Source organism: Bradyrhizobium sp. S3.3.6 (genome assembly GCF_040546905.1).
GTDB lineage: Bacteria > Pseudomonadota > Alphaproteobacteria > Rhizobiales > Xanthobacteraceae > Bradyrhizobium > Bradyrhizobium cytisi.
Genome location: NZ_JBEPOT010000004.1, coordinates 591,921 through 612,478, shown reverse-complemented (window position 1 = coordinate 612,478; position 20,558 = coordinate 591,921). Strand labels below are relative to the sequence as shown.

Here is a 20,558-nt window from a genome sequence, read left to right as displayed (position 1 = left end):
TCATGGCCGGCAACGAGCAGATGGACCAGGATGCGATTGCCGCCCAATGGGAGGCGTCGCTCGATTCCGAGGATCCCGCGGAGGCCGCGAAGGCTGCTGCCGAAAACGAACTGTCTGAGACCATGGCCCTGCAATGGGCGGCCATGGTCGAGGACGGCAGTCGCGATCTCGGCACCGGCAAGAACTCCGGCGAGCGGGTGCTGTCGCAGGAGGAGATCGACAATCTCCTCGGCTTCACCGTCGGCGACGTCACGCTCGACGACCATTCCGGCATCCGCGCCATCATCGATTCGGCGATGGTCTCCTACGAGCGTCTGCCGATGCTCGAAATCGTCTTCGACCGCCTGGTGCGGTTGCTGACGACATCCTTGCGCAATTTCACCTCCGACAACGTCGAAGTCTCGCTCGACCGCATCACCTCGGTGCGGTTCGGCGATTACATGAACTCGATCCCGCTGCCTGCCGTGCTCTCGGTCTTCAAGGCCGAGGAGTGGGACAATTTCGGCATGGCGACGGTCGATTCCAACCTGATCTACTCGATGATCGACGTGCTGCTCGGCGGCCGCCGCGGCTCGAGCCAGCTCCGCATCGAGGGCCGGCCCTACACCACGATCGAGACCGAGCTGGTCAAGCGGCTGGTCGAGGTGGTGCTGACCGATGCCGAGCAGGCGTTCCGGCCGCTGTCGCCGGTGACCTTCACGATCGACCGGCTCGAGACCAATCCGCGCTTCGCCGCGATCAGCCGTCCCGCCAACGCCGCGATCCTGGTGCGCCTGCGCATCGACATGGAAGATCGCGGCGGCAACATCGAACTGCTGCTGCCTTACGCGACCATCGAACCGATCCGGGCCGTTTTGCTCCAGATGTTCATGGGCGAAAAGTTCGGCCGCGACCAGATCTGGGAGGGTCATTTCGCCACCGAGATCGTCCAGGCCGAGATTTCCGTCGACGCCGTGCTCTACGAGGCCGACATTCCGCTCAAGCAGCTGATGCGGCTGAAGGTCGGAGACACGCTGCCGCTGGACATGCGCGCCGATGCCAACGTCACCGTGCGGTGCGGCGATGTCACGATCACCGAAGGACGCATGGGCCGGGTCGGAGAGCGCGTTGCGATTCGCGTGACGAAACCCTTGCGCAAGCCAAGTACGACACTTGCGATGTTCGAGAAGGTGGACGAGCAGAACAAGCTGATGGAGGCCCCATGAACCACTCCCTAGGAATGGCGATCGAGACGCTGGTGGCCATCCTGCTGATGCTCACGATCGGCTACTGTATCCTGCTCAACAAGCGGCTGACGCGGCTGAAGGCGGACGAGCATTCGCTGAAGGCTGTCATCGGCGAGCTGATCACCGCGACCGAGATCGCCGAGCGCGCGATCGGCGGGCTCAAGCTCGCGGTGCGCGACGTCAACGAGAATCTCGGCAGCCAGCTTGCCGCCGCCACGCAGATGTCCGGCCAGTTGCACAAACAGCTCGGCGAAGCCGACAACGTGGTGCGCCGCCTCTCCAAGATCGCGATCGCGGCGCGCCCCGTCACGAATCCGGAAGCCGCAGCCGCCCCCGTCGCCAAGCCGTCGGCGGCGAAAGCGGTGGCCGCTGCCGCCGAAGCCTTCTCGGAGCGCCGAAGGTCCAACGGTCTTGGGTCCAACGGTCTTGCCGCATAAAGTCAGGGTATGAAGTCCTTTCGTAACATCCGCGTCATTCCGGTCGTCCTGGTTGCGGTCGCAGGTCTCGCCACGCTGAAGGTGGCGGGCCTCGTGATCAATGGCGGCTATGTCTTCGACTACCAGCCGAACCATGTGAAGAAGTCCTGGGCGCAGGAGAATTTGAATTTTCCCGGGGGCGAAGACCCTGACATCACCGGCTCGACGCACGGAGCGCCGAAGGAAGCTCCGAAGCCGGCCGCCCCCGAGACCAAGCTCGAGGGCACCCCGGTCAAGATGGACGAGGCCCAGTCGCAGGTCTCGGCCTCGGAGCGCGCGATCCTTGAGCGGTTGCAGGCGCGCCGCCAGGAGATCGAGTCCCGCCAGCGCGAGATCGATATTCGCGAGAGCCTCTTGAAGTCGGCCGAGAAGCGCATCGAGAACAAGGTCGAGGAGATGAAGGCGGTGGAGTCCCGCATCACCGCGACCCAGGCCGAGCAGAAAGCCGCGGAGGCCCAGCGCTTGAAGGGCCTCGTGACCATGTATGAGGGCATGAAGCCCAAGGACGCCGCGCGGGTGTTCGACCGGCTGGAAATGGGCGTGCTGATCGAGATCGCCTCGGCGATCGCCCCGCGAAAGATGTCCGATATCCTGGGCCTGATGTCGTCGGAAGCCGCCGAGCGGCTGACGGTCGAGATGGCCCGCCGCGCCAATGGGGGCGGGGATCAGGCTGCCTCCGCCGGCGATCTCCCCAAGATCGACGGCAAGCCGACGCAAAAGCCGAATTGAGGGCTCAAGAGGCGCGGCGCGCGGCGGCAACCTGCGTGCACGCGGCGGACGCGTTGCGTGTCTAATTCGCGACCCGCTGTTGACCCTTGCGACCAGTCGAGCTCAGCGGATTCTCGACGGGAAGGAGGGACTCGCAGTGTTGCTTGATCAGCGCTGCGTTCTCAATGCGAGTCACGAGATGCAGGGTGCTGTGGCAGCAGGGGCATTCATATACCTTTAGGGCATAGCCCCGCGCGATTGGAAAGACGGCTACGACCGCTCTGGCCCTGCTACACACAATGCAGTTGGCTTCTCCGCTCATTGATTGCCCCCCAAAGCTGACCAATCGAATTCGAATCGCCGTGATCACATCTGATTCAGAGTCGTTGATGGACCGCAACGTCTCGGGGGTTGTACGTGCGAAGCACGTCTACTCGCGTTTCGGATGCAGCGAGAACAAGCGGCATCTTCTGGGGCTGCGATGAGTTGACGCGCACAAATGTGAAGTGGAGCCCAGTGGGGCTGAAGAGTTCGTCCTAGGCTTCGGCCATTCGCAATCGGCAGCGCGGGAGGAAGCCATGAACTACTCGTCCGCAGCAGAACGCGCAATCGAAGCCGCCAATCGGCTGCTCATCGCGGCGATGACGTTTGCCTGGACGTCCGCGCTGAGCCACCAGCATATATTGCCGCCGCAAGAGGAAGATGGCGACACCGACGATGATGCTTGTCTCGAGCGGGAGAGCTCCTCTGCGCCGGATGGCGCGGAAAAGCAACATTGAAGCTGCGGTCGGCTTGCAGGCGTCAACTCCTCCTTAACCACTTGCTCGCCAGATTCTGGGCGCGAACGTCTCGGTCCACGAACAAGGCGTCGCGACACATTGTGCCGGATCAAGTCGTCATTACAGCATTAACAAGTCCTTAATTGGCAAAACCTACAATCGACGGCACGGGCCGGCGCCAGTGCCGGCATGGACCGCCGAACCGGAAGAAGTGCCGCCAATGGCGCGAGAGGCTGCCGCTGGATTGATGTCGCGAGCCCGCGCTTTGGCGCTGGGGCTGTCGCGTCATGTCCGCAAGGCTGTCTTGTTGGCGGCCTGTCTGCTGATCGGCCTTGATAATGGTGCCCGAGCTGCCGATGCGGTCCGGGGCGAGGCGAGCTTTTCAGCTGGCGGCGGCTTCGCCCGTCTCGTGATCAAGCTCGGCGAGGACGTTCCCTCCGAGGTCACGACCGCCGGCTCCATCCTCATCATCCGCTTTGACCGTCCCGTCGACGTTCCCGTCGACCGCGTGCCGGAAGGCGCACCCGATTACGTCAACTCCGCCCGCCGAGACCCCGACGGCAGCGCGATCCGGCTGTCGCTGGCGCGGCGCGTCACCGTCAACACCATGAATGCCGGCGAGCGTACTTTTATCGATCTGATGCCGGAAGGCTGGAAGGGGCCGCCACCGAGCCTGCCCCAGGAGGTCGTCAAGGAACTCGCCGAACGCGCGCGCGCTGCCGAGCGCGCGCTGCGCGCCCAGCGCGCTGCGGCCGAGAGCAAGAAGCGTCCGCCGATCCGCGTGCGTGCCTCGGTGCAGCCGACCTTCGTGCGCTTCGTGTTCGAGATGCCCGACGGCGTCGGCGTCTCCTCCGTGCTCAACGAGCAGAAGCTGACGCTCGCCTTCAACGCCAATCTCAGCTTCGACCTCGCCGATGCCGTCGTCGCCGCGCCGCCGAATGTCGCGTCGATCAAGCAGAAGTCCGACATCGACCAGACCAGCGTCGAGATCGCGCTGATCGGCGATTCCGACGTGCACTCCTTCCGCGACGACAAGAACTACGTCGTCGACATCGCGTTCCAGCCCGACAAGGGCAAGGCGGCGGCGACGCCTGAAGCCACGATCGCAAAGGCCGAATCCGGCGGTCACGGACCGGCGCCGGCCGCTGAAAAGCCGGCGGTCGCAAAGCCGAAGGACGCCCATGGCGAGATCAAGCCGCCGACCTCGGAGGCGATCGCGCGCGAAGCCAGGATTGAGGTGAAGCCCGAGGTGAAATCGGAGGCGAAGCCGGAAGCATCCGCTGCGATGCCGTCCGCCGAGGCGCCAAAGCCGGCACCGGCAATAACCTCGACCGAAGCTCCGCACGTCACGGAAGCGCCCAAGACCGCGCCGCCCGCAATGGAAGCCGCCGCGCCTGCTGCTCCTGCCAAGCCGGTAGTAACCGAAGCGCCCAACGAGGTGGTGAAGGAAGCTGCGAAGGAGCCGGTCAAGGAAGAGCCTAAGGAAGCGATCAAGGAAGCTCCGAAGGAAGGGCCCAAGCCTGCGCCCGCTGAGGCTCAGGCCGCGCCGCCGCCTCCTGTTGCCAGCGTCGATGCGCGCCGCGACAGCGATGGCCTGCGCGTGACATTCCCGATTCCTGTCGCAACGCCGGCGGCCGCGTTCCGCCGCGGCGACACGGTATGGCTGGTGTTCGATTCGCCAAAGCCGATCGACATCGAGGCGATCCGCAGCCGGGGTGGTGCGATGATCGGCGAGGTCAGTCGCATGCCGCTCGAGAAGGGGCAGGCGGTACGCATCCGTCTCACCCGACCGCTGGTCTATTCGCTGACCAGCGAGGAGGTCGGCAAGGAGACCAACTGGCTGCTGACGCTCGCCGACAAGATCCAGGCAACGCCGCTGCCGCTGCTGATCTCGCGCAACATCACCGATCCCGCGCTCGCCAACATCGCCATCCCCTTTGCCAATCCGGGCCTGCTGCACAAGCTCACCGACCCTGATGCCGGCGACATGCTCTACGTCGTCACCGCGCAACGGCCGGTCCGCGGCTTCATCAAGCGGCAGGATCTCGTCGATCTCTCGCTGCTGGAATCCGCGCATGGCATCGCGATCCGGCCGAACTCCGACGAAGTCGGCATTGAGGTCGGATCGGACAAGGTCATCCTCGGCAAGAAGGGCGGCCTGACGCTGTCGCCGGTCGACGTTTCGGCCGAGCGGGCACCGACTGCGGTGCGGCCGATCTTCAATCCCGAGGGCTGGCGCAAGGGCCAGGCGGAAGATTTCTGGACCCGCCAAAGCGATCTGATCACGGCGATCTCGGCCGTCGAGCCGGCGCAGCGTTCGCTGCCGCGGCTCGATCTCGCCCAGTTCTACATGTCGCGCGCGATGTATCACGAAGCCAAGTCCGTGACCGAATTGATGCTGAGCGATCCTCTCAACAAGGAGGAGAGCAGCGCGCTGATCATGCATGCGATCGCCAGCATTCTGATCGGCCGGCCGGCGCTGGGCCTGAAGGATCTCGCCAATCCAGTGATCGGCAACAGCCACGATTCCCAGCTCTGGAAGGCGCTCGCCTATGCGCGCCAGGGCAAATGGGCGGACGCTCGCGAAAAATTCAAGAATGTCGAATTCGCCATCGCCTCGCTGCCGCTCGACATCCAGCGCATCGTGACGATGGATGCGATGCGCGCCTCGCTCGAGGTGAAGGACTATGCCGGCGCCTCGAAGCGCCGCGGCGAGATGGAGGTTGTCGGCGTCTCGCCGGAGGCTGGGCCCGGCTTTGCCGTGCTGCGCGGCCGGCTCGCCGAGGCGCTCGGCCACGACAGGGATGCGCTCGACGATTACAAATTCGCGGTCGCCTCGAATGACCGGCCGGCCGCCGCCGAAGCCAAGCAGCTCGAAATCGCGCTGCGGCAGAAGCGTGAAGAGATCAGCAAGGAAGACGCGCTGAAAGAGCTCGAGACGCTATCGATGACGTGGCGCGGCGACGCGATCGAGGTCAAGACGCTGCAGATGCTGTCGCAGCTTTATTCCGAGAACGGACGCTATCGCGATGCGCTCACGGCGGCGCGTACCGCGACCAAGCTGCAGCCGAACGCGGAAGCCTCGCGCCAGGCGCAGGATCTGGCGTCGGATCTGTTTACGCAGATCTTCCTGGGGCCGAAGGGCGACGAACTGCCGCCGGTCGAGGCGCTCGGGATGTTCTACGAGTTCCGCGAGCTGACGCCGATCGGCCGCCGCGGTGACGAGCTGATCCGCCGCCTGGCCGATCGTCTCGCCTCGATCGATCTGCTCGACCAGGCCGCCGAGCTCTTGCAATACCAGGTCGACCACCGTCTCGAAGGCGCCGCGCGCGCGCAGGTCGCCGCGCGCCTTGCGATGATCTATCTCGCCAACCGCAAGCCCGACATGGCGATCACCGCGCTGCGCGCCAGCCGCATCAGCGATCTCTCCGGCGAGTTGCGGCAGCAGCGCCTGCTCTTGGAAGCGCGCGCGCAGAGCGACGTCGGCCGCCATGATCTCGCGCTCGACATCGTCTCCAACGTCAGTGGGCGTGAGGTGCTGCGGCTGCGGTCCGACATCTTCTGGGCGGGGCGACGCTGGCGCGAGTCCGCCGAGCAGATCGAGCTCTATTACGGCGACCGCTTCCGCGACTTCAAGCCGCTCAATGCGGTGGAGAAGAGTGACATCATCCGTGCCGCGGTCGGCTATGCGCTCGCCGACGACTCGATCGGGCTGTCGCGCTTCCGCGAGAAATATGCCCCCCTGATGAGCGAGAGCGCCGACCGGCTCGCCTTCGACATCGCCAGCAAGCCGGCGGGCGCCTCCAGCGCCGAATTCGCCGACATTGCAAAGCTCGCCGCAAGCGTCGACACGCTCGACGGCTTCCTCCGCGAAATGAAGCAGCGTTTCCCCGACGCCACCGCGCGCGCCCCCGCGGCCCCGCAGGCCAAGGACGAGACCGATCATACCGGCTCGCTGCCGACGATCCCCGTCGTGCGGCAGATCAAGATGACGCGGTAGGACCCCTGCTTCCGCGCGAAGCGCGGCCGGGACAGCGCCGCATCCTCCGTCATTGCGAGCGCAGCGAAGCAATCCAGAATCTTTCCGCGGTGGGATTCTGGATTGCTTCGTCGCAAGGGCTCCTCGCAATGACGGGGAGAGGGCGGAGGCTATCTATCGTCGGGGCAGAGGGGATGCGCCGCTGGCGTCATCACCCCCCGTAACTCTGCACCAGGCTTCCCGCCACCAGCGACCAGCCGTCGACCAGCACGAAGAAGATCAGCTTGAACGGCAGCGAGATCGTCGCGGGCGGCAGCATCATCATGCCCATCGACATCAGCACCGAGGCGACGACGAGGTCGATGATCAGGAAGGGGAGGAACAGGAGGAAACCGATCTCGAAGGCGCGCTTCAGCTCGGAGATCATGAAGGCAGGGACGAGGATGCGCAGCGCGAGCTCGTCAGGCGTCGCCGGCGGTGGCTCGCCGGAGAGATCGAGAAACAGCTTCAGGTCCTTCTCGCGCACGTTCTTCTGCATGAAGCCGCGCAAGGGGACGGAGGCGCGCTGGAGCGCGTCCTCGACGCCGATCTGGTTGGCGACGAGCGGACGGATGCCGTCGTCGTAGGATTTTTGCAGCACCGGCCCCATCACGAAGAAGGTGAGGAACATCGCCAGCGCCAGGATCACCGAGTTGGGCGGCGCGGTCGCCGTGCCCATCGCTGTGCGCAGCAGCGACAGCACGACCACGATGCGCGTGAACGACGTCATCATGATCAGGATCGACGGCGCGATCGACAGCACCGTGAGCAGCGCGATCAGCTGGATCGCGCGCTCGGTGACCCCGCCGCCGCCCTGGCCGCCGAGATTGATGCTGATGTCCTGCGCATGCGCAGGGGTGGCGAGCAAGGCCGCGGCGATCAGGACAGAGGGGACAAGAACTCTACGCGGGAAGGACGTCAGCCTCACGAAGACGGCTTCGGACGGCCGAGCAGCGAGGCCATCTCGTCTTCGAGATTTTCAAAGCTGGTCTTTTCCGGAGCCGGCCTGGCCGGCGGCGCCGGAGGGGCCGGCGGATCGACCCGTGCGGCGCGCGGCGGCGCGGCGGGCGGATCCGGCGCAACCGGTGGGGCGATGGTCTCGCCGGCCGGACGACGGAGCGCCGCCTCGAGGCGCTGGGCCATCTCGGCGAGATTTTGCTCGGCACTCGACGGCGCGGCAGCTGCGGCCGGCGGCGGAACGGGCGGTGCCTGCGGCGCGGGCGGAGGAGGCGGCGGCGCGGCCGCGCGCTCGGCACGCACCGGCGGCACCTTCGCCGGCTCGTTCTGGCGCGGCGGGCGCGGCATCAGCGGCGGTTCGCTGCGAGCAACGCGCGGCGGCATCGCCTCGGGGCGGGGCTCACGCTCGAGACGCGGCGGCATCGGTTCGGGCGAAAAGCCGCCGAGCGCCGGTTCGCCACGGCGTTCGGCCAGAGCGGGCGCCGGCCGGCGGACTTCGTCGGCAAAGGACGGACGTGCGGGCCGCGGCGGCGGCTCGGGCATTTGCGGCTCGGGATGGTCGAGCACCTCGGGTCGCGGCGCTTCGTCGGCCCAGCTGCCGGCATCGGGCATCGGGGCGAGGCGCGGCGGCTCGGCCGCGCTGGGACGCTGCGGAATCTGGTCGCGGCCGGCTGCGGCGCGCACGATATTCGGTTCGACGACGATGTCGGTCGGGCCGCCGATCATCAGGAGATGTTCGACATTGTCACGGCGCACCAGCACCAGGCGCCGGCGGCCATCGACTGCGGCCGCGTCGATCACCGCAAGTCGGGGCATCCTGCCGCGCTGGGTGTTGGCGCCGAGCCGGGTGGTCGCGAATCGGCGGACCAGCCACGCCGCGACGCCGATCAACGCCAGAACGACGATGAACGCGACGATGAAGGTGATAGGGCTACCGTTCATACCTGTCCCCGGTAAATGGCGCTTCTCTCGTGCCTATGGTCGGATGCGCCGACCACCGGCGTGCGATGCCCCAAAACTGTGATCTCTTAACGTCCCACGGCAAGCTTTGCCGTCCCCAAGTCTTAATAACCTATGAATCGCCCGATCCAAAACGACTTCTTGGCCTGCGCAGGGCCGCCAGGCAGTTGGGTTAATGCGGCTTTTGGAATGGGTAGAATCACGGGGGGAGCGTTGCATGTCTCAATCAGAAACATGCATCCGCCACGCCTTAACCACCTGTTAACCATACACGCGGCAAATTCTGCCTAGCTTCGGACCTCAGGGTCTGCAAGAGGCGCAAGGAGCCGCAACGATGTCCATCAACGATCTTCCGGTGCTGTCGGCGCTTCGCACCAAGATGCAGTGGCACCAGGAACGCCAGCGCGTCCTGTCCGAGAACGTCTCCAATTCCGACACCCCCAATTTCCGGCCGCGCGAGCTGGTCGAGCCGAAATTCGACAAGACCGGCGCCCCGGCGGGCTCGATCGGGCCGCTCGCCATGGCCGTCACCAGCGCCTCGCACATGACGTCATCGGGCGCGGCCTCGAGCTTCGACCAGAACAAGAATGCGGGCTTCGAGACCCGTCCTGCGGGCAATGCCGTCAATCTCGAAGAGGAGATGATGAAGTCCGCCAACAACCAGATGGATTATGCGGCGGTCACCTCGCTCTATTCGAAGAGCCTGCATCTTCTGAAGACCGCGATCGGCAAGGGCTAGAGCTAGGAGAGGCGCAACATGGCGAATGACAGCAGCGACTTTGCCCGCTCGATGGCGATCGCGACCTCCGGGTTGCGGGCGCAGGCCGGGCGAATGCGGGTGATCTCGGAAAACATCGCGAATGCGGACTCGACCGCGCCGACCGCAGGCGGCGATCCCTATCGGCGCAAGGTGCCGACATTCTCCGCGGCGCTCGACCGCACGCTCGACGCGCAGGTCGTCACGCTCGGCAAGATCAAGCCCGACCAGTCCAACTTCCGCGTCAAATACGAGCCGAGCAATCCGGCGGCGGATGCCACCGGCAACGTCAAATATCCCAACGTGAATTCGGTGGTCGAGATGACCGACATGCGCGATGCGCAGCGGTCCTACGAGGCCAATGTCAACATCATCAGTGCAACGCGCCGGATGATCCAGCGCACGCTCGACATCCTTAAGAGCTGAACAGGAAACCCCAGGCCATGGCAACACCGACAATCGCGGCCAATGCTTATGCCAACCTTGCCCGCGTGCTGGAGAACAGCGGCGCCGGCAAGGGCAGCGAGGCGAGCGGGCAGTCCTTTGCCTCGCTGCTGAAAGACGCGGTTGGCAGCGTCATGGAATCCGGCCGCAAATCGGACGCGCAGACCGTGGCGATGGCCTCCGGCAAGGCCAACGTGATGGACGTGGTGACGGCGGTCGCCGACACGGACGTTGCGGTGTCCACGCTGGTCTCGGTCCGCGACCGCGTGATCGCGGCGTATGAAGACATCATGAAGATGCCGATCTGATTTCGGCCTCCGCCGTCATTGCGAGCGAAGCGAAGCAATCCAGAATCTTTCCGCAGGCACCAGTCTGGATTGCTTCGCTGCGCTCGCAATGACGGGGAGGGGTGTGTGGTTCTCGTCGGTGCGGCGGGGATGAAGCTTGAATAAGGGAATTCTGAAATGACCGGACCCGAGACCCTCGACGTCGCCCGCGATGCGATCTGGACCATCGTCATCGTGTCCTCGCCGCTGATGGTGGTCGGGCTCGTGGTCGGCGTGATCGTGTCGCTGTTCCAGGCGCTGACGCAGATTCAGGAGCAGACGCTGGTCTACGTGCCGAAGATCCTGGCCATCTTTGCCACGATGCTGCTGGCGCTACCGTTCATGGCCGACGCGCTTCATTCCCACATGCTGCGGATCTCGTCGCGAATCATCGGCGGCTGAGGCACTATGCGCCCACCATGCGCATCGACGTCTCGTTGCTGCCGGCGCTTGCCGCGGCCTTCATGCTCGCCTTCGCCCGGGTCGGCGCGATGGTGATGCTGCTGCCGGGGCTCGGCGAGACCAACATCCCGACGCGGGTGAAGCTGTCGATCGCGCTTCTGCTGACGCTGATCATCCTGCCGCTGCATCGCAATGCCTATCAGGTCGACATGGGCTCGCTCGCGCCGATGCTGGTGCTGATGCTGCATGAGATCGTGATCGGCATCGTGCTCGGCGCAACCGCGCGCGTGACGCTGTCGGCGCTGCAGGTCGCAGGCGCCGTGATCGCGCAGCAGATGGGACTTGGCTTCGTCACCTCGGTCGATCCGACGCAAGGGCAGCAGGGCGTTCTGGTCGGCAATTTCCTCACCATGCTGGGTGTCACGCTGCTGTTCGCCACCGACAGCCATCACCTGGTGATCGCGGCGCTGAACGACAGCTACGCGATCTTCGCGCCGGGCGAGACCGTATCGAGCGGCGACGTCGCTTCGCTCGCCACGCGGGCCTTCTCCGCCGCGTTCCTGCTCGGCCTGCAGCTTTCCGGCCCGTTCCTGGTGTTCGGCCTCGTCTTCAATATCGGGCTCGGCGTGCTGGCGCGGCTGATGCCGCAGATGCAGGTCTATTTCGTCGGCGTGCCGCTATCGATCTTCGCGGGCTTCATGGTGCTGGCCGTGGTGCTCACGGCGATGATGGGCACCTATCTCGACTACTTCATCGGTGTCATGCACCAGATGATGCCGCTCAAGTAACTGGTAACGGGTGATCGATGGCGGAAGACAACGATCCAGAGAGCCAAACAGAAGACCCGACCCAAAAACGTCTCGAAGAGGCGCTCGAACGCGGCGACGTCGCCAAAAGCCAGGAGATCAACACCTGGTTCATGATCGCGGGCGGCACGCTCGTGGTCTCGACCTTCTCCGGCTCGGTCGGCAGCGGGCTGCTGACGCCGATGCGCAATCTGCTCGCCAATTCCTGGATGATCAAAACCGACCCCGGGAACCTGCTCGTGCTGATGCAGCAGGTCGAAGTCGCGGTGTTCGCGGCGGTCGGCGTGCCCCTGCTGATGCTGGTGCTGGCTGCGATTGCCGGCAATATGCTCCAGCACCGGCTGGTGTGGTCGGCCGAATCTCTCACGCCGAAATTCAGCAAGCTCTCACCCGCTGCCGGCTTCAAGCGCATCTTCGGCAAGCAGGCGGGAGCCAATTTTCTCAAGGGCATCGGCAAGCTCGTCGTGCTCGGGGTGGTCATGACCACGATCCTGTGGCCGGAACGGCACCGCATGGAGGCGATGGTCAAGCTCGATCCGATGGCCATGCTGGGCGCCACCACCGGCCTGACCGTCCAGCTGCTCGGCGCAGTGGTCGCCGCGCTCGCGATCATCGCCATTGGCGACTATTTCTTCCAGTATCGCAGCTGGTTCCAGCGGCAGAAGATGTCGCTCCAGGAGATCAAGGAGGAGTTCAAGCAGTCCGAAGGCGACCCGCATATCAAGGGCAAGCTCAGGCAATTGCGCCAGCAGCGCTCCAAGAAGCGCATGATGGCGGCGGTTCCCAAGGCCTCCGTGATCATCACCAACCCGACCCACTATTCGGTGGCGCTGTCCTACGAGCGCGGCATGTCGGCGCCGATCTGCGTCGCCAAGGGCGTCGACAACCTCGCCTTCAAGATCCGGGAGATCGCGCGCGAGCACGACATCCCGATCGTCGAGAACGTGCCGCTGGCCCGCGCGCTGTACGCCACCGCCGAAATCGACAAGGAAATTCCTGTCGAGCACTACCATGCAGTCGCCGAAGTCATCGGCTACGTCATCCGGCTGAAGCGCGGTTTCAGCGCCGCGCGGCAATAAAACCCCGAAAAGTACCGGAAATGGCTGTAAACTGGGAATCAGCGTACGTTTCGCCGCTGCCGCCCTTGCGTCCGCGGGTCCGATTCAGGCAGGGAGGACCCCACGTGCCCCGTGGCGCGTTGATTCTCTGTCGACAGGCCATGCCAGCGTGAAATGACTGCCGAGACCGACCACGACCTGTCACGCGAGCCCGTTGCGGCGCATGAGCCGTCGCCGCGCTCGGGCAGCATTGCGCTGGTGCTCCTGGTGGCCACCGGCCTCGTCGCGGTCGCCATCGGGCTGATGACGCTCGGGCGCGCGCAGGCGCAGCCCTATATCCTCGGGATCCTCGCCGTGCTGGCGATGATCGGCCTGTTCAATCTGTTCGCCTTCGCCGCCGGCATCATCCGCTTCGTCGACCGCAATCTCGACGATCCCGTGATGGGGCGTATCGCCGATCACGCCTTCGACGGCCTCGCGGTGACCGATCCGCGTGGCCATGTGGTCTATTCCAACGCGGCCTATCTGACGCTGACCGGCGCCTCAGGTCCGCAGGATGTGCGCCCCGTGGAGCGCGTCTTCATCGGCAACCCGGACGTTTCGGAAGCGGTGTTCCGCCTGCTGAAGGCCGCGCGCGAAGGCAAGCGCCAGCAGGAAGAGGTGCGCATCTCCGGCCACGACGGTAGCCAGGGCCGCTGGCTGCGCATGCGGGTGCGCCCGCTCGGCACGGGCAAGCGCGAGGCCAAATATGCGGTGTGGTCGATCGCCGACATCACCCGCGACCGCGAGCGCCAGGAGGACGTGTTCCAGGAGCTCCAGCACGCGATCGAATATCTCGATCACGCGCCGTGCGGCTTCTTCTCGGTCAATCCCGCCAGCGAGCTCGCTTACGTCAATGCGACGCTGGCGAACTGGCTCGACTATGATCTCGCCGAGATCGGCTCCGGTGGGCTGAAGCTCGCCGACATCGTCTCGGGCGACGGCGCTTCGCTGCTGAGCTCGATCGTGGCGGTGCCTGGCGAGGTGAAGACCGAAGTCTTCGACATCGATCTGCGCATGCGTACCGGCAAGACCATGCCGGTGCGGCTCTATCACAAGCTCGCGTTCGGCGCCGACGGCGCGCCGGGGCCCTCGCGCACGCTCGTCATCAGCCGTGCCCGCGACGAGCGCAGCGATCCCGACCGCGCCGCCGAAGTGCGCTTCATGCGCTTCTTCGATCACACGCCGATGGCGATCGCCACCGTGGACCGCGGCGGCAACGTGGTGCGGGCCAATGCGCGCTACGCCAAGCTCGCGCAGGCCCTCGGGCTCGACAGCGCCAGCAAGTCGATCTTCCGCGCGATCAATGCGCGCGATCGCCACCTTTTGATTGCAGCCATCAACCAGGCGGCCGAAAACCAGGCCGACATCGCGCCGGTCGAGGTGGCGCTGGAAGGGACCAAGGAGCGCTGGGGCCAGTTCTTCGTCACGCCGGTCGATGCGGCCGAGAACGACGCCGAAGCCGCGATCGTGCACATGCTCGAGACCACCGAGCGGCGCGCGCTGGAGAACCAGATCAACCAGTCGCAGAAGATGGAGACGGTCGGCCAGCTCGCCGGTGGCATCGCGCACGACTTCAACAACGTGCTCTCCGCCATCATGATGGCGAACGACTTCCTGCTGAACGCGCACAAGCCGACCGATCCGTCGTTCCAGGACATCATGCAGATCAAGCAGAACGCCACGCGTGCTGCGACGCTGGTGCGGCAGCTGCTCGCGTTCTCGCGGCGGCAGACGCTGCGGCCGCAGGTGCTCGATCTCGGCGATGCATTGTCCGATCTCACCATGCTGCTGCGCCGGCTGATCGGCGAGAAGGTCAAGCTCGACCTGATCCACGGCCGCGATCTCTGGCCGGTCAAGGTCGATGTCTCCCAGTTCGAGCAGGTCATCGTCAATCTCGCGGTGAATGCGCGCGACGCCATGCCCGACGGCGGCAAGCTGATCATCCGCACCGCCAATGTCGCGACCGATGAGGCGGGCAAGCTCGCCTACAAGGGCATGCCGGCGGCGGACTACGTACGGATCGAGGTCGCCGACACCGGCACCGGCATCCCCGCCGACATCCGCGACAAGATTTTTGAGCCGTTCTTCTCGACCAAGGAAGTCGGCAAGGGCACCGGCCTCGGGCTGTCCACTGTCTACGGTATCGTCAAGCAGACCGGCGGCTTCATCTACGTCGATTCCCAGCCGGGGCAGGGCACCTCGTTCCACATCTTCCTGCCGCGCCATCACGCCGAGCCCGAGGTGCAGGTCGAACAGCCGGCCGCGACGAATGGCGGCGCGAAGGACGCCGCGCCTGCGGCCGCGGAGACGAAGCCCCGTACCGATCTCACCGGGCAGGGCACCATCCTGCTGGTCGAGGACGAAGAGGGCCTGCGCGCATTGAACGCCCGCGGCCTGCGCTCGCGCGGCTACACCGTGATCGAGGCCGAGAACGGCGTCGAGGCGATGGAGATGCTGGAGGAGCAGAGCGGCGGCATCGATCTCGTCGTCTCGGACGTCGTGATGCCGGAGATGGACGGGCCGACGCTGCTCAAGGCGATGCGCGAGAAGAACCCCGATATCCGCTTCATCTTCGTCTCCGGCTACGCCGAGGATGCCTTCGAGAAGAGCCTGCCCGAGGGGCAGCAGTTCGACTTCCTGCCAAAACCGTTCACGCTCAGCCAGCTCGTGGCGGCGGTGAAGGAGACGATGACGAAGCAGGGGTGAGGGCGACACGCTCGCAATGGAGAGAGCGGAATTCTCGTCGCAATAGCCGCCGGTACCCCGCGACCACAGTTCCTGGCCACATCCGGCCAAACCCCCGGCGAATATGGGCTTTTGCCACATCCCCGCGACTGAGGGCCGCAGCCGGGGGTTCCGAAACCGGCTTCCCTTTTGCTAAAGGGTGCCCATCTTACTGGCACGTCCCCATGCCGGGGATTTGGGAAACGAACATGAATTTCTCGCAATGGTCCCGCACTCTCGTGAAGACGATTGCCGTCGTTCTGGCGCTCGCGCTGCCGACGGCGCTTGCGATCTCCTCCGCTGACGCCCGCGTCGGCGGTGGCGTCTCGTCGGGCTCGCGCGGTTCGCGGACCTTCTCCGCCCCGCCGTCGACCACGACCGCGCCGGGCTCCACCTCACAGTTCAACCGCACCTACAGCCAGCCCGGCGCCGGCATGAACACGGCTGCGCCCGCGCGCGGCGGCCTGTTCGGCCGCGGCGGTGGCTTCCTGGGTGGTCTTGCGGCCGGCTTCCTCGGCGCAGGCCTTCTGGGCATGCTGTTCGGCGGCGGCCTGTTCGGCGGCCTCGGCGGGCTGTCATCGATTCTTGGCCTGATCATCCAGATCGTGCTCGTCGTGTTCGTGGTGCGGCTGGCGATGTCCTGGTGGCAGCGCCGCAACGCGCCGCAGGCAGCCTATGCCGGCGCTGACACCGGCCCGGGACCGCAGACGAGCTATCGCAGCGGTCTTGGCGGCGGTCTTGGTTCGGGTCTCGGCGGCGGCTTCGGCTTCGGCGCCAACAATGCGCCGCTCGAGATCAAGCCGGACGATTACGAAGCATTTGAGCGTCTGCTCGGCGACGTCCAGGCCGCCTGGTCGAACGAGGACGTTGCAAAACTGCATACGCTGGCGACGCCGGAGATGGTCTCCTATTTCGAGCGGGATCTCGCCGAGAACCGCGCGCGCAACGCCGTGAACAAGGTGACCAACGTCAAGCTGCTGCAGGGCGACCTCGCGGAAGCCTGGCGCGAAGGCGAGACCGAGTACGCGACCGTGGCGTTGCGCTTTGCGCTCACCGACAAGACGGTCGACCGCAACACCGGCGCGCTCGTCGCCGGCAGCGAGCAGCCGGGCGAAGTCACCGAAGTCTGGACCTTTGCTCGCCGCCCTGGCAGCGCCTGGGAATTGTCGGCGATCCAGCAGACCAACTGATCGCGCGCAACATCGGAAACCAGGGCGTCGTGCTTCTTGCACGGCGCCTTTTTCTTTGGACGTCTCGCATCGCGGCAGCGGAATAAGCGGGCGCGCGTCGGGTTGACATCAGGCGGCCAAATACAAACACAACCGGGAGGACAGGATGATCCGCACCGCAAGATCCGTGACAATGTCAGGCCTTGCGCTCGCTGCAGCCTTGCTTGCGGCGCCATCGGTACAAGCGCAGTCGCCCGACATGACGTTCTTCGTGACCTCCATCGGTCCCGGCAAGGGCGCCGATCTGGGCGGCCTTGATGGCGCAGATGCGCAGTGCCAGAAGCTGGCGCAGGTTGGCGGTGCCGCTGCAAAAACTTGGCGCGCCTATCTCTCGGCACAAGCCGCCGACGGCAAGCCGGCTGTCAATGCCAAAGACCGCATCGGCAAGGGACCGTGGCAGAACGCCAAAGGCGTGGTGATTGCCAAGGACGTGGCCGACCTCCACAGCGCGGCCAACAATCTCACCAAGCAGACCGCGCTCAGCGAGAAGGGCGAGGTCATCAACGGCCGCGGCGACACGCCGAACCGGCATGACATCCTCACGGGATCGCAAGCCGACGGCACCGCCTTTGCCGCGGGCGACGACAAGACCTGCAAGAACTGGACGTCGAGCACGCAAGGCGCGGCGATCGTTGGTCATGCCGATCGCCAAGGCCTGCGCGACGACGAGCCCTCAAAGTCCTGGAATAGCTCTCACCTCTCGCGTGGCCCCGATGGAGGCTGCTCGCAGGCCGATCTGAAGAGCACCGGCGGCGATGGCCTGCTGTATTGTTTCGCGGCGAATTGAGGCCTCCGTCATTGTGAGGAGCTCGCGACAAAATTGCGAAGCAATTTTGCGCTGATGCGACGAAGCAATCCAGCGTCCCTCCGCGATGATTGTCTGGATTTGCTTTGCGGGTGTGTGGTGCGAGCGTCTCGTCCCTCTCTGACGGAACCTTCGGCTGCGTGTTACATTGGTTCCGTCGCTTCCACGCTCACGGACCCTTCTCATGAAGTACGAGCTCTACTACTGGCCCGAGATCCAGGGCCGCGGTGAATATGTGCGGCTGGCGCTGGAGGAAGCGGGCGCGGCTTACGACGACGTCGCACGCGGCCCCCGCGGCAGCGGCGCAATGATGAAGATGATGGGGGCCCACAAGGGCACGCCGCCCTTTGCGCCGCCGTTCCTGAAAGCGGGCAAGCTCGTCATCGGGCAGACCGCCAACATCCTGCTCTATCTCGGCGCCCGTCACGCCCTCGCGCCGAAGACCGATGCCGGAAAACTCTGGGTGCACCAGCTTCAATTGACCATCACCGATCTCGTGGTCGAAATCCACGACACCCATCATCCGCTCGGGCCCTCGATGTACTACGAAGACCAGAAACCGCCGGCGAAGAAGCGCACCGCCGAGTTCTGGGACGAGCGCGTGCCGAAGTATCTCGGTTATTTCGCGCAGCTGCTCGACGACAATGGCGGCGCCTATGTCACCGGTCGGCGCCTGACTTACGTCGATCTCTCGCTGTTCCAGATCGTCGATGGCCTGCGCTATGCCTTCCCGAAGCGGATGAAGGCGTTCGAGAAAGACATTCCTGGCCTCGTCGGCCTGCACGACCGTGTCGCGGCGCGGCCGAATATCAAGGCCTATCTTGCAAGCGAACGCCGCATTCCCTTCAACGAGCAGGGCATCTTCCGCCGTTACAAGGAGCTGGATGCGTGAATCACCACAGTCCGGGCAGCAGGCGGTAGCGCACCCGTGCCGCATAGTCGGCATAGCCGGGCAGGCCCGCGATGAGCGTGCGCTCCTCGATGCGGATGCGGACCGCAAGCAGCACCAGGAAGAGCGGCGCAATCGCCATTCCCCACCACGAGCCGAGGATCAGCGGCACGCTGGCGAAGAACAGGATCATGCCGCTGTACATGGGATGGCGGACATGGGCGTAGGGCCCGGTCGAGATCACGCGCTGCGCGCGCTCGGCCTGCAGCTTCACCACGGGTGCTGCGAACGAATTCTCGCGAAATACCCACAGCGTGAACAGTGTCGAGGCGAGGAACAGCATGAAGCCGAGTGCCTGCCATGCGATGGTCATGTGGGACGCAAGATGACGCCGGTCGAGTCCCATCGCGACGAGCCAGCCCAGCATCGCCACGACGAACACGACCATGAAGATCTTGTCTGCGGCCGGCTGATCTCGCTGCAGAACAGGCCGCAGACGTTCGGCCAGAAGCGCCGGGTCGATCCGGTAGAGCCACCAGCCGCAGAGCGGGCCGAGCAGGACGGAGGTGAGGAGAAACACCCACGCGCCAGGCCAATGCAGCGTGCCGGCGGCGGCAAACAGCAGCGTGCCCATTCCGGCGGTGAGAACGGTGTTCTGCAACAGCAGGCGTGCGATCATGTTCGATCTGGCTCCCTCACGCGACCGAGCCATTGATAGCATTGTTTCGGCCAGCATGCGGCCGGCAGCAATCGCATGATGCAATAGGAGGCGTGCGATCAAGCGCGGTTCCCCGCCGTCCCCGCACGAATCTGGCCGCGCTATCCCGCAAGCCCGGACGCGCGAAAAGCCCGGTCAACCGGACCGGGCGATCCATCGCAGGCAAGCCGGATCAGGCGAGCTGATCGATCCGCGTCCCCTGGCCCGGCGGCAGCGGCGCAGGCGGCGTCGGCTGATAGGTCGGATCGTTGTCCTTGGTCTTGGTCTGGTCGTCCGCCTGCTTGGTCGTGTCGTAGCTCGGGACCACGACCGTCACAGGCGGCGGCGCAACGCTGGAAACGCTCATCCACAAATCCTCACAGATTGAAACAATTGATCCTGCTCCGGAGGGGACGAAAGCTCCGTCAAGCCAATCGTTAAAATGCGAGGGAAAGACGCACTGTTTTCGTGCCTGACATTGTCCTGTGTCAGGGAGAGCTCCGATCTCTCCTCGTCATTGCGAGCGCAGCGAAGCAATCCAGAATCCCTCCGAGGAAAGACTCTGGATTGCTTCGCTGCGCTCGCAATGACGGAGTGTGTGGCGGCAGCTCGACCTACTCGTCCTTAGGCCGCGTGATCGCGATCGTCGCATCCGTCTTGGTGCGCGTGCATTCCATGTTGAGACGCTTGTAGCGCATCGTCACCTTGTCGCCGCGCAACAGGCCCATGCGCTTGAGGCAGCGCGTCGCACCGGTCGTGGTGTCGTCCTTCGTCACCGTGAAGATGATCGCGGCCGCGGAAGCGACCAGATCATAGAACTGGGGTGTCGGCTTGCGGTCGCCCTTGGCGTAGAGCTCGTTGGAATAGGTCTGTCTCTGGGCACGGCAGCCGAGCGACAGCTCCTTCGCCGCCGGATGGGTCAGGTAGATGATGTTGGCGGCCTTGAAGTTGACCTTCAGCCCGTCAACGCCACCGGCGAGCTGCTTGGCGATGTCGTCGCACTGGTCCGCGCGCGCAGGCACAGCGAGGGTCACCAGGCCAATGATTGCGGCGGCGAGGACAATCGCGCCGCGGAGGTGCAGTTTGAAAATCATGATGAAAAGCCCCTTGAGGGCGCGCATTCAACCGTCGCCGCGCGCGAAGTGCAAGGGGTGCAACCCGGCCTGATGGGTACAACCGTGACCACCCGCTGATCGAACGAGGGGATCGCAAAATGGCCGCCATGGCACCGAATCGGGATGCCCCGGCCGCGCCA

At 65.1% G+C, this 20,558-nt stretch carries 20 protein-coding genes; 15 read left to right on the top strand and 5 right to left on the bottom strand.

Translation table 11 applies throughout. The annotated features are described in order from the left end of the window. Window positions 1-2: 2 nt before the first annotated feature. The 5 genes from fliM to ABID59_RS15665 all read left to right on the top strand — a co-directional run bounded on the left by fliM (window position 3) and on the right by ABID59_RS15665 (window position 7,189). A complete protein-coding gene (gene fliM / locus ABID59_RS15685; RefSeq protein ID WP_148751397.1) occupies window positions 3-1,205 on the top strand; it encodes a flagellar motor switch protein FliM in 1,203 nt (400 codons plus the stop codon). After that, window positions 1,202-1,663 carry a DUF6468 domain-containing protein gene (locus ABID59_RS15680; RefSeq protein WP_148751398.1) on the top strand — a complete coding sequence of 154 codons (462 nt, stop codon included), beginning with the start codon at window positions 1,202-1,204 and terminating at the stop codon, window positions 1,661-1,663. The genes fliM and ABID59_RS15680 overlap by 4 nt, the downstream gene beginning before the upstream one ends. Before the next feature lie 9 nt (window positions 1,664-1,672). Further along, window positions 1,673-2,431, top strand: a complete 759-nt coding sequence (locus ABID59_RS15675) for a MotE family protein (RefSeq protein ID WP_148751399.1) — start codon at window positions 1,673-1,675, stop codon at window positions 2,429-2,431. A 557-nt stretch (window positions 2,432-2,988) separates the two neighbouring features. After that, window positions 2,989-3,189 carry a hypothetical protein gene (locus ABID59_RS15670; protein ID WP_354033229.1) on the top strand — a complete coding sequence of 67 codons (201 nt, stop codon included), beginning with the start codon at window positions 2,989-2,991 and terminating at the stop codon, window positions 3,187-3,189. 220 nt (window positions 3,190-3,409) lie between these two features. Continuing rightward, entirely contained in the window at window positions 3,410-7,189 is a 3,780-nt protein-coding gene (locus ABID59_RS15665) for a tetratricopeptide repeat protein (protein ID WP_354083939.1), read from the top strand. Between the two features lie 190 nt (window positions 7,190-7,379). On the opposite strand, the gene fliP is transcribed toward ABID59_RS15665, so the two are convergent. Together fliP and ABID59_RS15655 are read right to left on the bottom strand one after the other, a co-directional pair. Next, a complete protein-coding gene (fliP, locus tag ABID59_RS15660) occupies window positions 7,380-8,135 on the bottom strand; it encodes a flagellar type III secretion system pore protein FliP (protein WP_148751402.1) in 756 nt (251 codons plus the stop codon). Beyond that, window positions 8,132-9,106, bottom strand: a complete 975-nt coding sequence (locus tag ABID59_RS15655) for a flagellar biosynthetic protein FliO (protein ID WP_354083938.1) — start codon at window positions 9,104-9,106, stop codon at window positions 8,132-8,134. Before ABID59_RS15655 ends, fliP begins: the two co-directional genes overlap by 4 nt. Before the next feature lie 352 nt (window positions 9,107-9,458). On the opposite strand from ABID59_RS15655, the gene flgB reads away from it, so the two are divergent. From flgB to ABID59_RS15605, 10 genes are all read left to right on the top strand, one after another. Then, window positions 9,459-9,863, top strand: coding sequence for a flagellar basal body rod protein FlgB (flgB, locus tag ABID59_RS15650; protein ID WP_354083937.1), 405 nt, complete (start codon window positions 9,459-9,461; stop codon window positions 9,861-9,863). An 18-nt stretch (window positions 9,864-9,881) separates the two neighbouring features. Next, window positions 9,882-10,307, top strand: coding sequence for a flagellar basal body rod protein FlgC (gene flgC, locus ABID59_RS15645; RefSeq protein WP_148751405.1), 426 nt, complete (start codon window positions 9,882-9,884; stop codon window positions 10,305-10,307). Window positions 10,308-10,324: 17 nt separating this feature from the next. Next, on the top strand, window positions 10,325-10,633 hold the full coding sequence (gene fliE, locus ABID59_RS15640; protein ID WP_148751406.1) for a flagellar hook-basal body complex protein FliE: 309 nt from the start codon (window positions 10,325-10,327) through the stop codon (window positions 10,631-10,633). A 156-nt stretch (window positions 10,634-10,789) separates the two neighbouring features. Then, entirely contained in the window at window positions 10,790-11,053 is a 264-nt protein-coding gene (gene fliQ / locus ABID59_RS15635; RefSeq protein ID WP_027534765.1) for a flagellar biosynthesis protein FliQ, read from the top strand. 17 nt (window positions 11,054-11,070) lie between these two features. Beyond that, window positions 11,071-11,841: a flagellar biosynthetic protein FliR gene (gene fliR, locus ABID59_RS15630; protein ID WP_354033233.1), complete on the top strand. Its 771-nt coding sequence runs from the start codon at window positions 11,071-11,073 to the stop codon at window positions 11,839-11,841. Between the two features lie 17 nt (window positions 11,842-11,858). Further along, window positions 11,859-12,938, top strand: coding sequence for a flagellar biosynthesis protein FlhB (gene flhB, locus ABID59_RS15625; RefSeq protein WP_354033234.1), 1,080 nt, complete (start codon window positions 11,859-11,861; stop codon window positions 12,936-12,938). Between the two features lie 153 nt (window positions 12,939-13,091). Continuing rightward, complete coding sequence (gene cckA, locus ABID59_RS15620) at window positions 13,092-15,665, top strand: cell cycle histidine kinase CckA (protein ID WP_354033235.1); 2,574 nt, start codon at window positions 13,092-13,094, stop codon at window positions 15,663-15,665. Between the two features lie 203 nt (window positions 15,666-15,868). Next, a complete protein-coding gene (locus tag ABID59_RS15615) occupies window positions 15,869-16,873 on the top strand; it encodes a Tim44 domain-containing protein (RefSeq protein WP_354083936.1) in 1,005 nt (334 codons plus the stop codon). A gap of 145 nt (window positions 16,874-17,018) precedes the next feature. Then, window positions 17,019-17,699 (top strand): lectin, encoded by a 681-nt coding sequence (locus tag ABID59_RS15610; RefSeq protein ID WP_354083935.1) that lies wholly within the window; start codon window positions 17,019-17,021, stop codon window positions 17,697-17,699. Window positions 17,700-17,901: 202 nt separating this feature from the next. After that, window positions 17,902-18,609, top strand: a complete 708-nt coding sequence (locus ABID59_RS15605) for a glutathione S-transferase (RefSeq protein WP_354033238.1) — start codon at window positions 17,902-17,904, stop codon at window positions 18,607-18,609. Window position 18,610: 1 nt separating this feature from the next. Here the strand turns inward: ABID59_RS15605 and ABID59_RS15600 are convergent, their stop codons facing one another. The 3 genes from ABID59_RS15600 to ABID59_RS15590 form a co-directional block, all read right to left on the bottom strand. Beyond that, on the bottom strand, window positions 18,611-19,285 hold the full coding sequence (locus ABID59_RS15600; protein WP_354083934.1) for a methyltransferase family protein: 675 nt from the start codon (window positions 19,283-19,285) through the stop codon (window positions 18,611-18,613). A 211-nt stretch (window positions 19,286-19,496) separates the two neighbouring features. Continuing rightward, window positions 19,497-19,670, bottom strand: coding sequence for a hypothetical protein (locus ABID59_RS15595; RefSeq protein ID WP_354083933.1), 174 nt, complete (start codon window positions 19,668-19,670; stop codon window positions 19,497-19,499). A gap of 247 nt (window positions 19,671-19,917) precedes the next feature. After that, window positions 19,918-20,397 carry a hypothetical protein gene (locus ABID59_RS15590; RefSeq protein WP_354083932.1) on the bottom strand — a complete coding sequence of 160 codons (480 nt, stop codon included), beginning with the start codon at window positions 20,395-20,397 and terminating at the stop codon, window positions 19,918-19,920. Window positions 20,398-20,558 lie beyond the last annotated feature (161 nt).

Coding starts and splice junctions, on each gene's coding strand:
- ABID59_RS15590 (WP_354083932.1), bottom strand. CDS start 20,397: ATGATTTTCAAACTGCACCTCCGCGGCGCGATTGTCCTCGCCGCCGCA.
- ABID59_RS15615 (WP_354083936.1), top strand. CDS start 15,869: ATGCCGGGGATTTGGGAAACGAACATGAATTTCTCGCAATGGTCCCGC.
- ABID59_RS15665 (WP_354083939.1), top strand. CDS start 3,410: ATGGCGCGAGAGGCTGCCGCTGGATTGATGTCGCGAGCCCGCGCTTTG.
- ABID59_RS15670 (WP_354033229.1), top strand. CDS start 2,989: ATGAACTACTCGTCCGCAGCAGAACGCGCAATCGAAGCCGCCAATCGG.
- ABID59_RS15600 (WP_354083934.1), bottom strand. CDS start 19,285: ATGATCGCACGCCTGCTGTTGCAGAACACCGTTCTCACCGCCGGAATG.
- ABID59_RS15655 (WP_354083938.1), bottom strand. CDS start 9,106: ATGAACGGTAGCCCTATCACCTTCATCGTCGCGTTCATCGTCGTTCTG.
- fliR (WP_354033233.1), top strand. CDS start 11,071: ATGCGCATCGACGTCTCGTTGCTGCCGGCGCTTGCCGCGGCCTTCATG.
- ABID59_RS15610 (WP_354083935.1), top strand. CDS start 17,019: ATGATCCGCACCGCAAGATCCGTGACAATGTCAGGCCTTGCGCTCGCT.
- cckA (WP_354033235.1), top strand. CDS start 13,092: ATGACTGCCGAGACCGACCACGACCTGTCACGCGAGCCCGTTGCGGCG.
- ABID59_RS15680 (WP_148751398.1), top strand. CDS start 1,202: ATGAACCACTCCCTAGGAATGGCGATCGAGACGCTGGTGGCCATCCTG.
- fliQ (WP_027534765.1), top strand. CDS start 10,790: ATGACCGGACCCGAGACCCTCGACGTCGCCCGCGATGCGATCTGGACC.
- flhB (WP_354033234.1), top strand. CDS start 11,859: ATGGCGGAAGACAACGATCCAGAGAGCCAAACAGAAGACCCGACCCAA.
- flgC (WP_148751405.1), top strand. CDS start 9,882: ATGGCGAATGACAGCAGCGACTTTGCCCGCTCGATGGCGATCGCGACC.
- ABID59_RS15605 (WP_354033238.1), top strand. CDS start 17,902: ATGAAGTACGAGCTCTACTACTGGCCCGAGATCCAGGGCCGCGGTGAA.
- fliE (WP_148751406.1), top strand. CDS start 10,325: ATGGCAACACCGACAATCGCGGCCAATGCTTATGCCAACCTTGCCCGC.
- fliM (WP_148751397.1), top strand. CDS start 3: ATGGCCGGCAACGAGCAGATGGACCAGGATGCGATTGCCGCCCAATGG.
- flgB (WP_354083937.1), top strand. CDS start 9,459: ATGTCCATCAACGATCTTCCGGTGCTGTCGGCGCTTCGCACCAAGATG.
- ABID59_RS15595 (WP_354083933.1), bottom strand. CDS start 19,670: ATGAGCGTTTCCAGCGTTGCGCCGCCGCCTGTGACGGTCGTGGTCCCG.
- ABID59_RS15675 (WP_148751399.1), top strand. CDS start 1,673: ATGAAGTCCTTTCGTAACATCCGCGTCATTCCGGTCGTCCTGGTTGCG.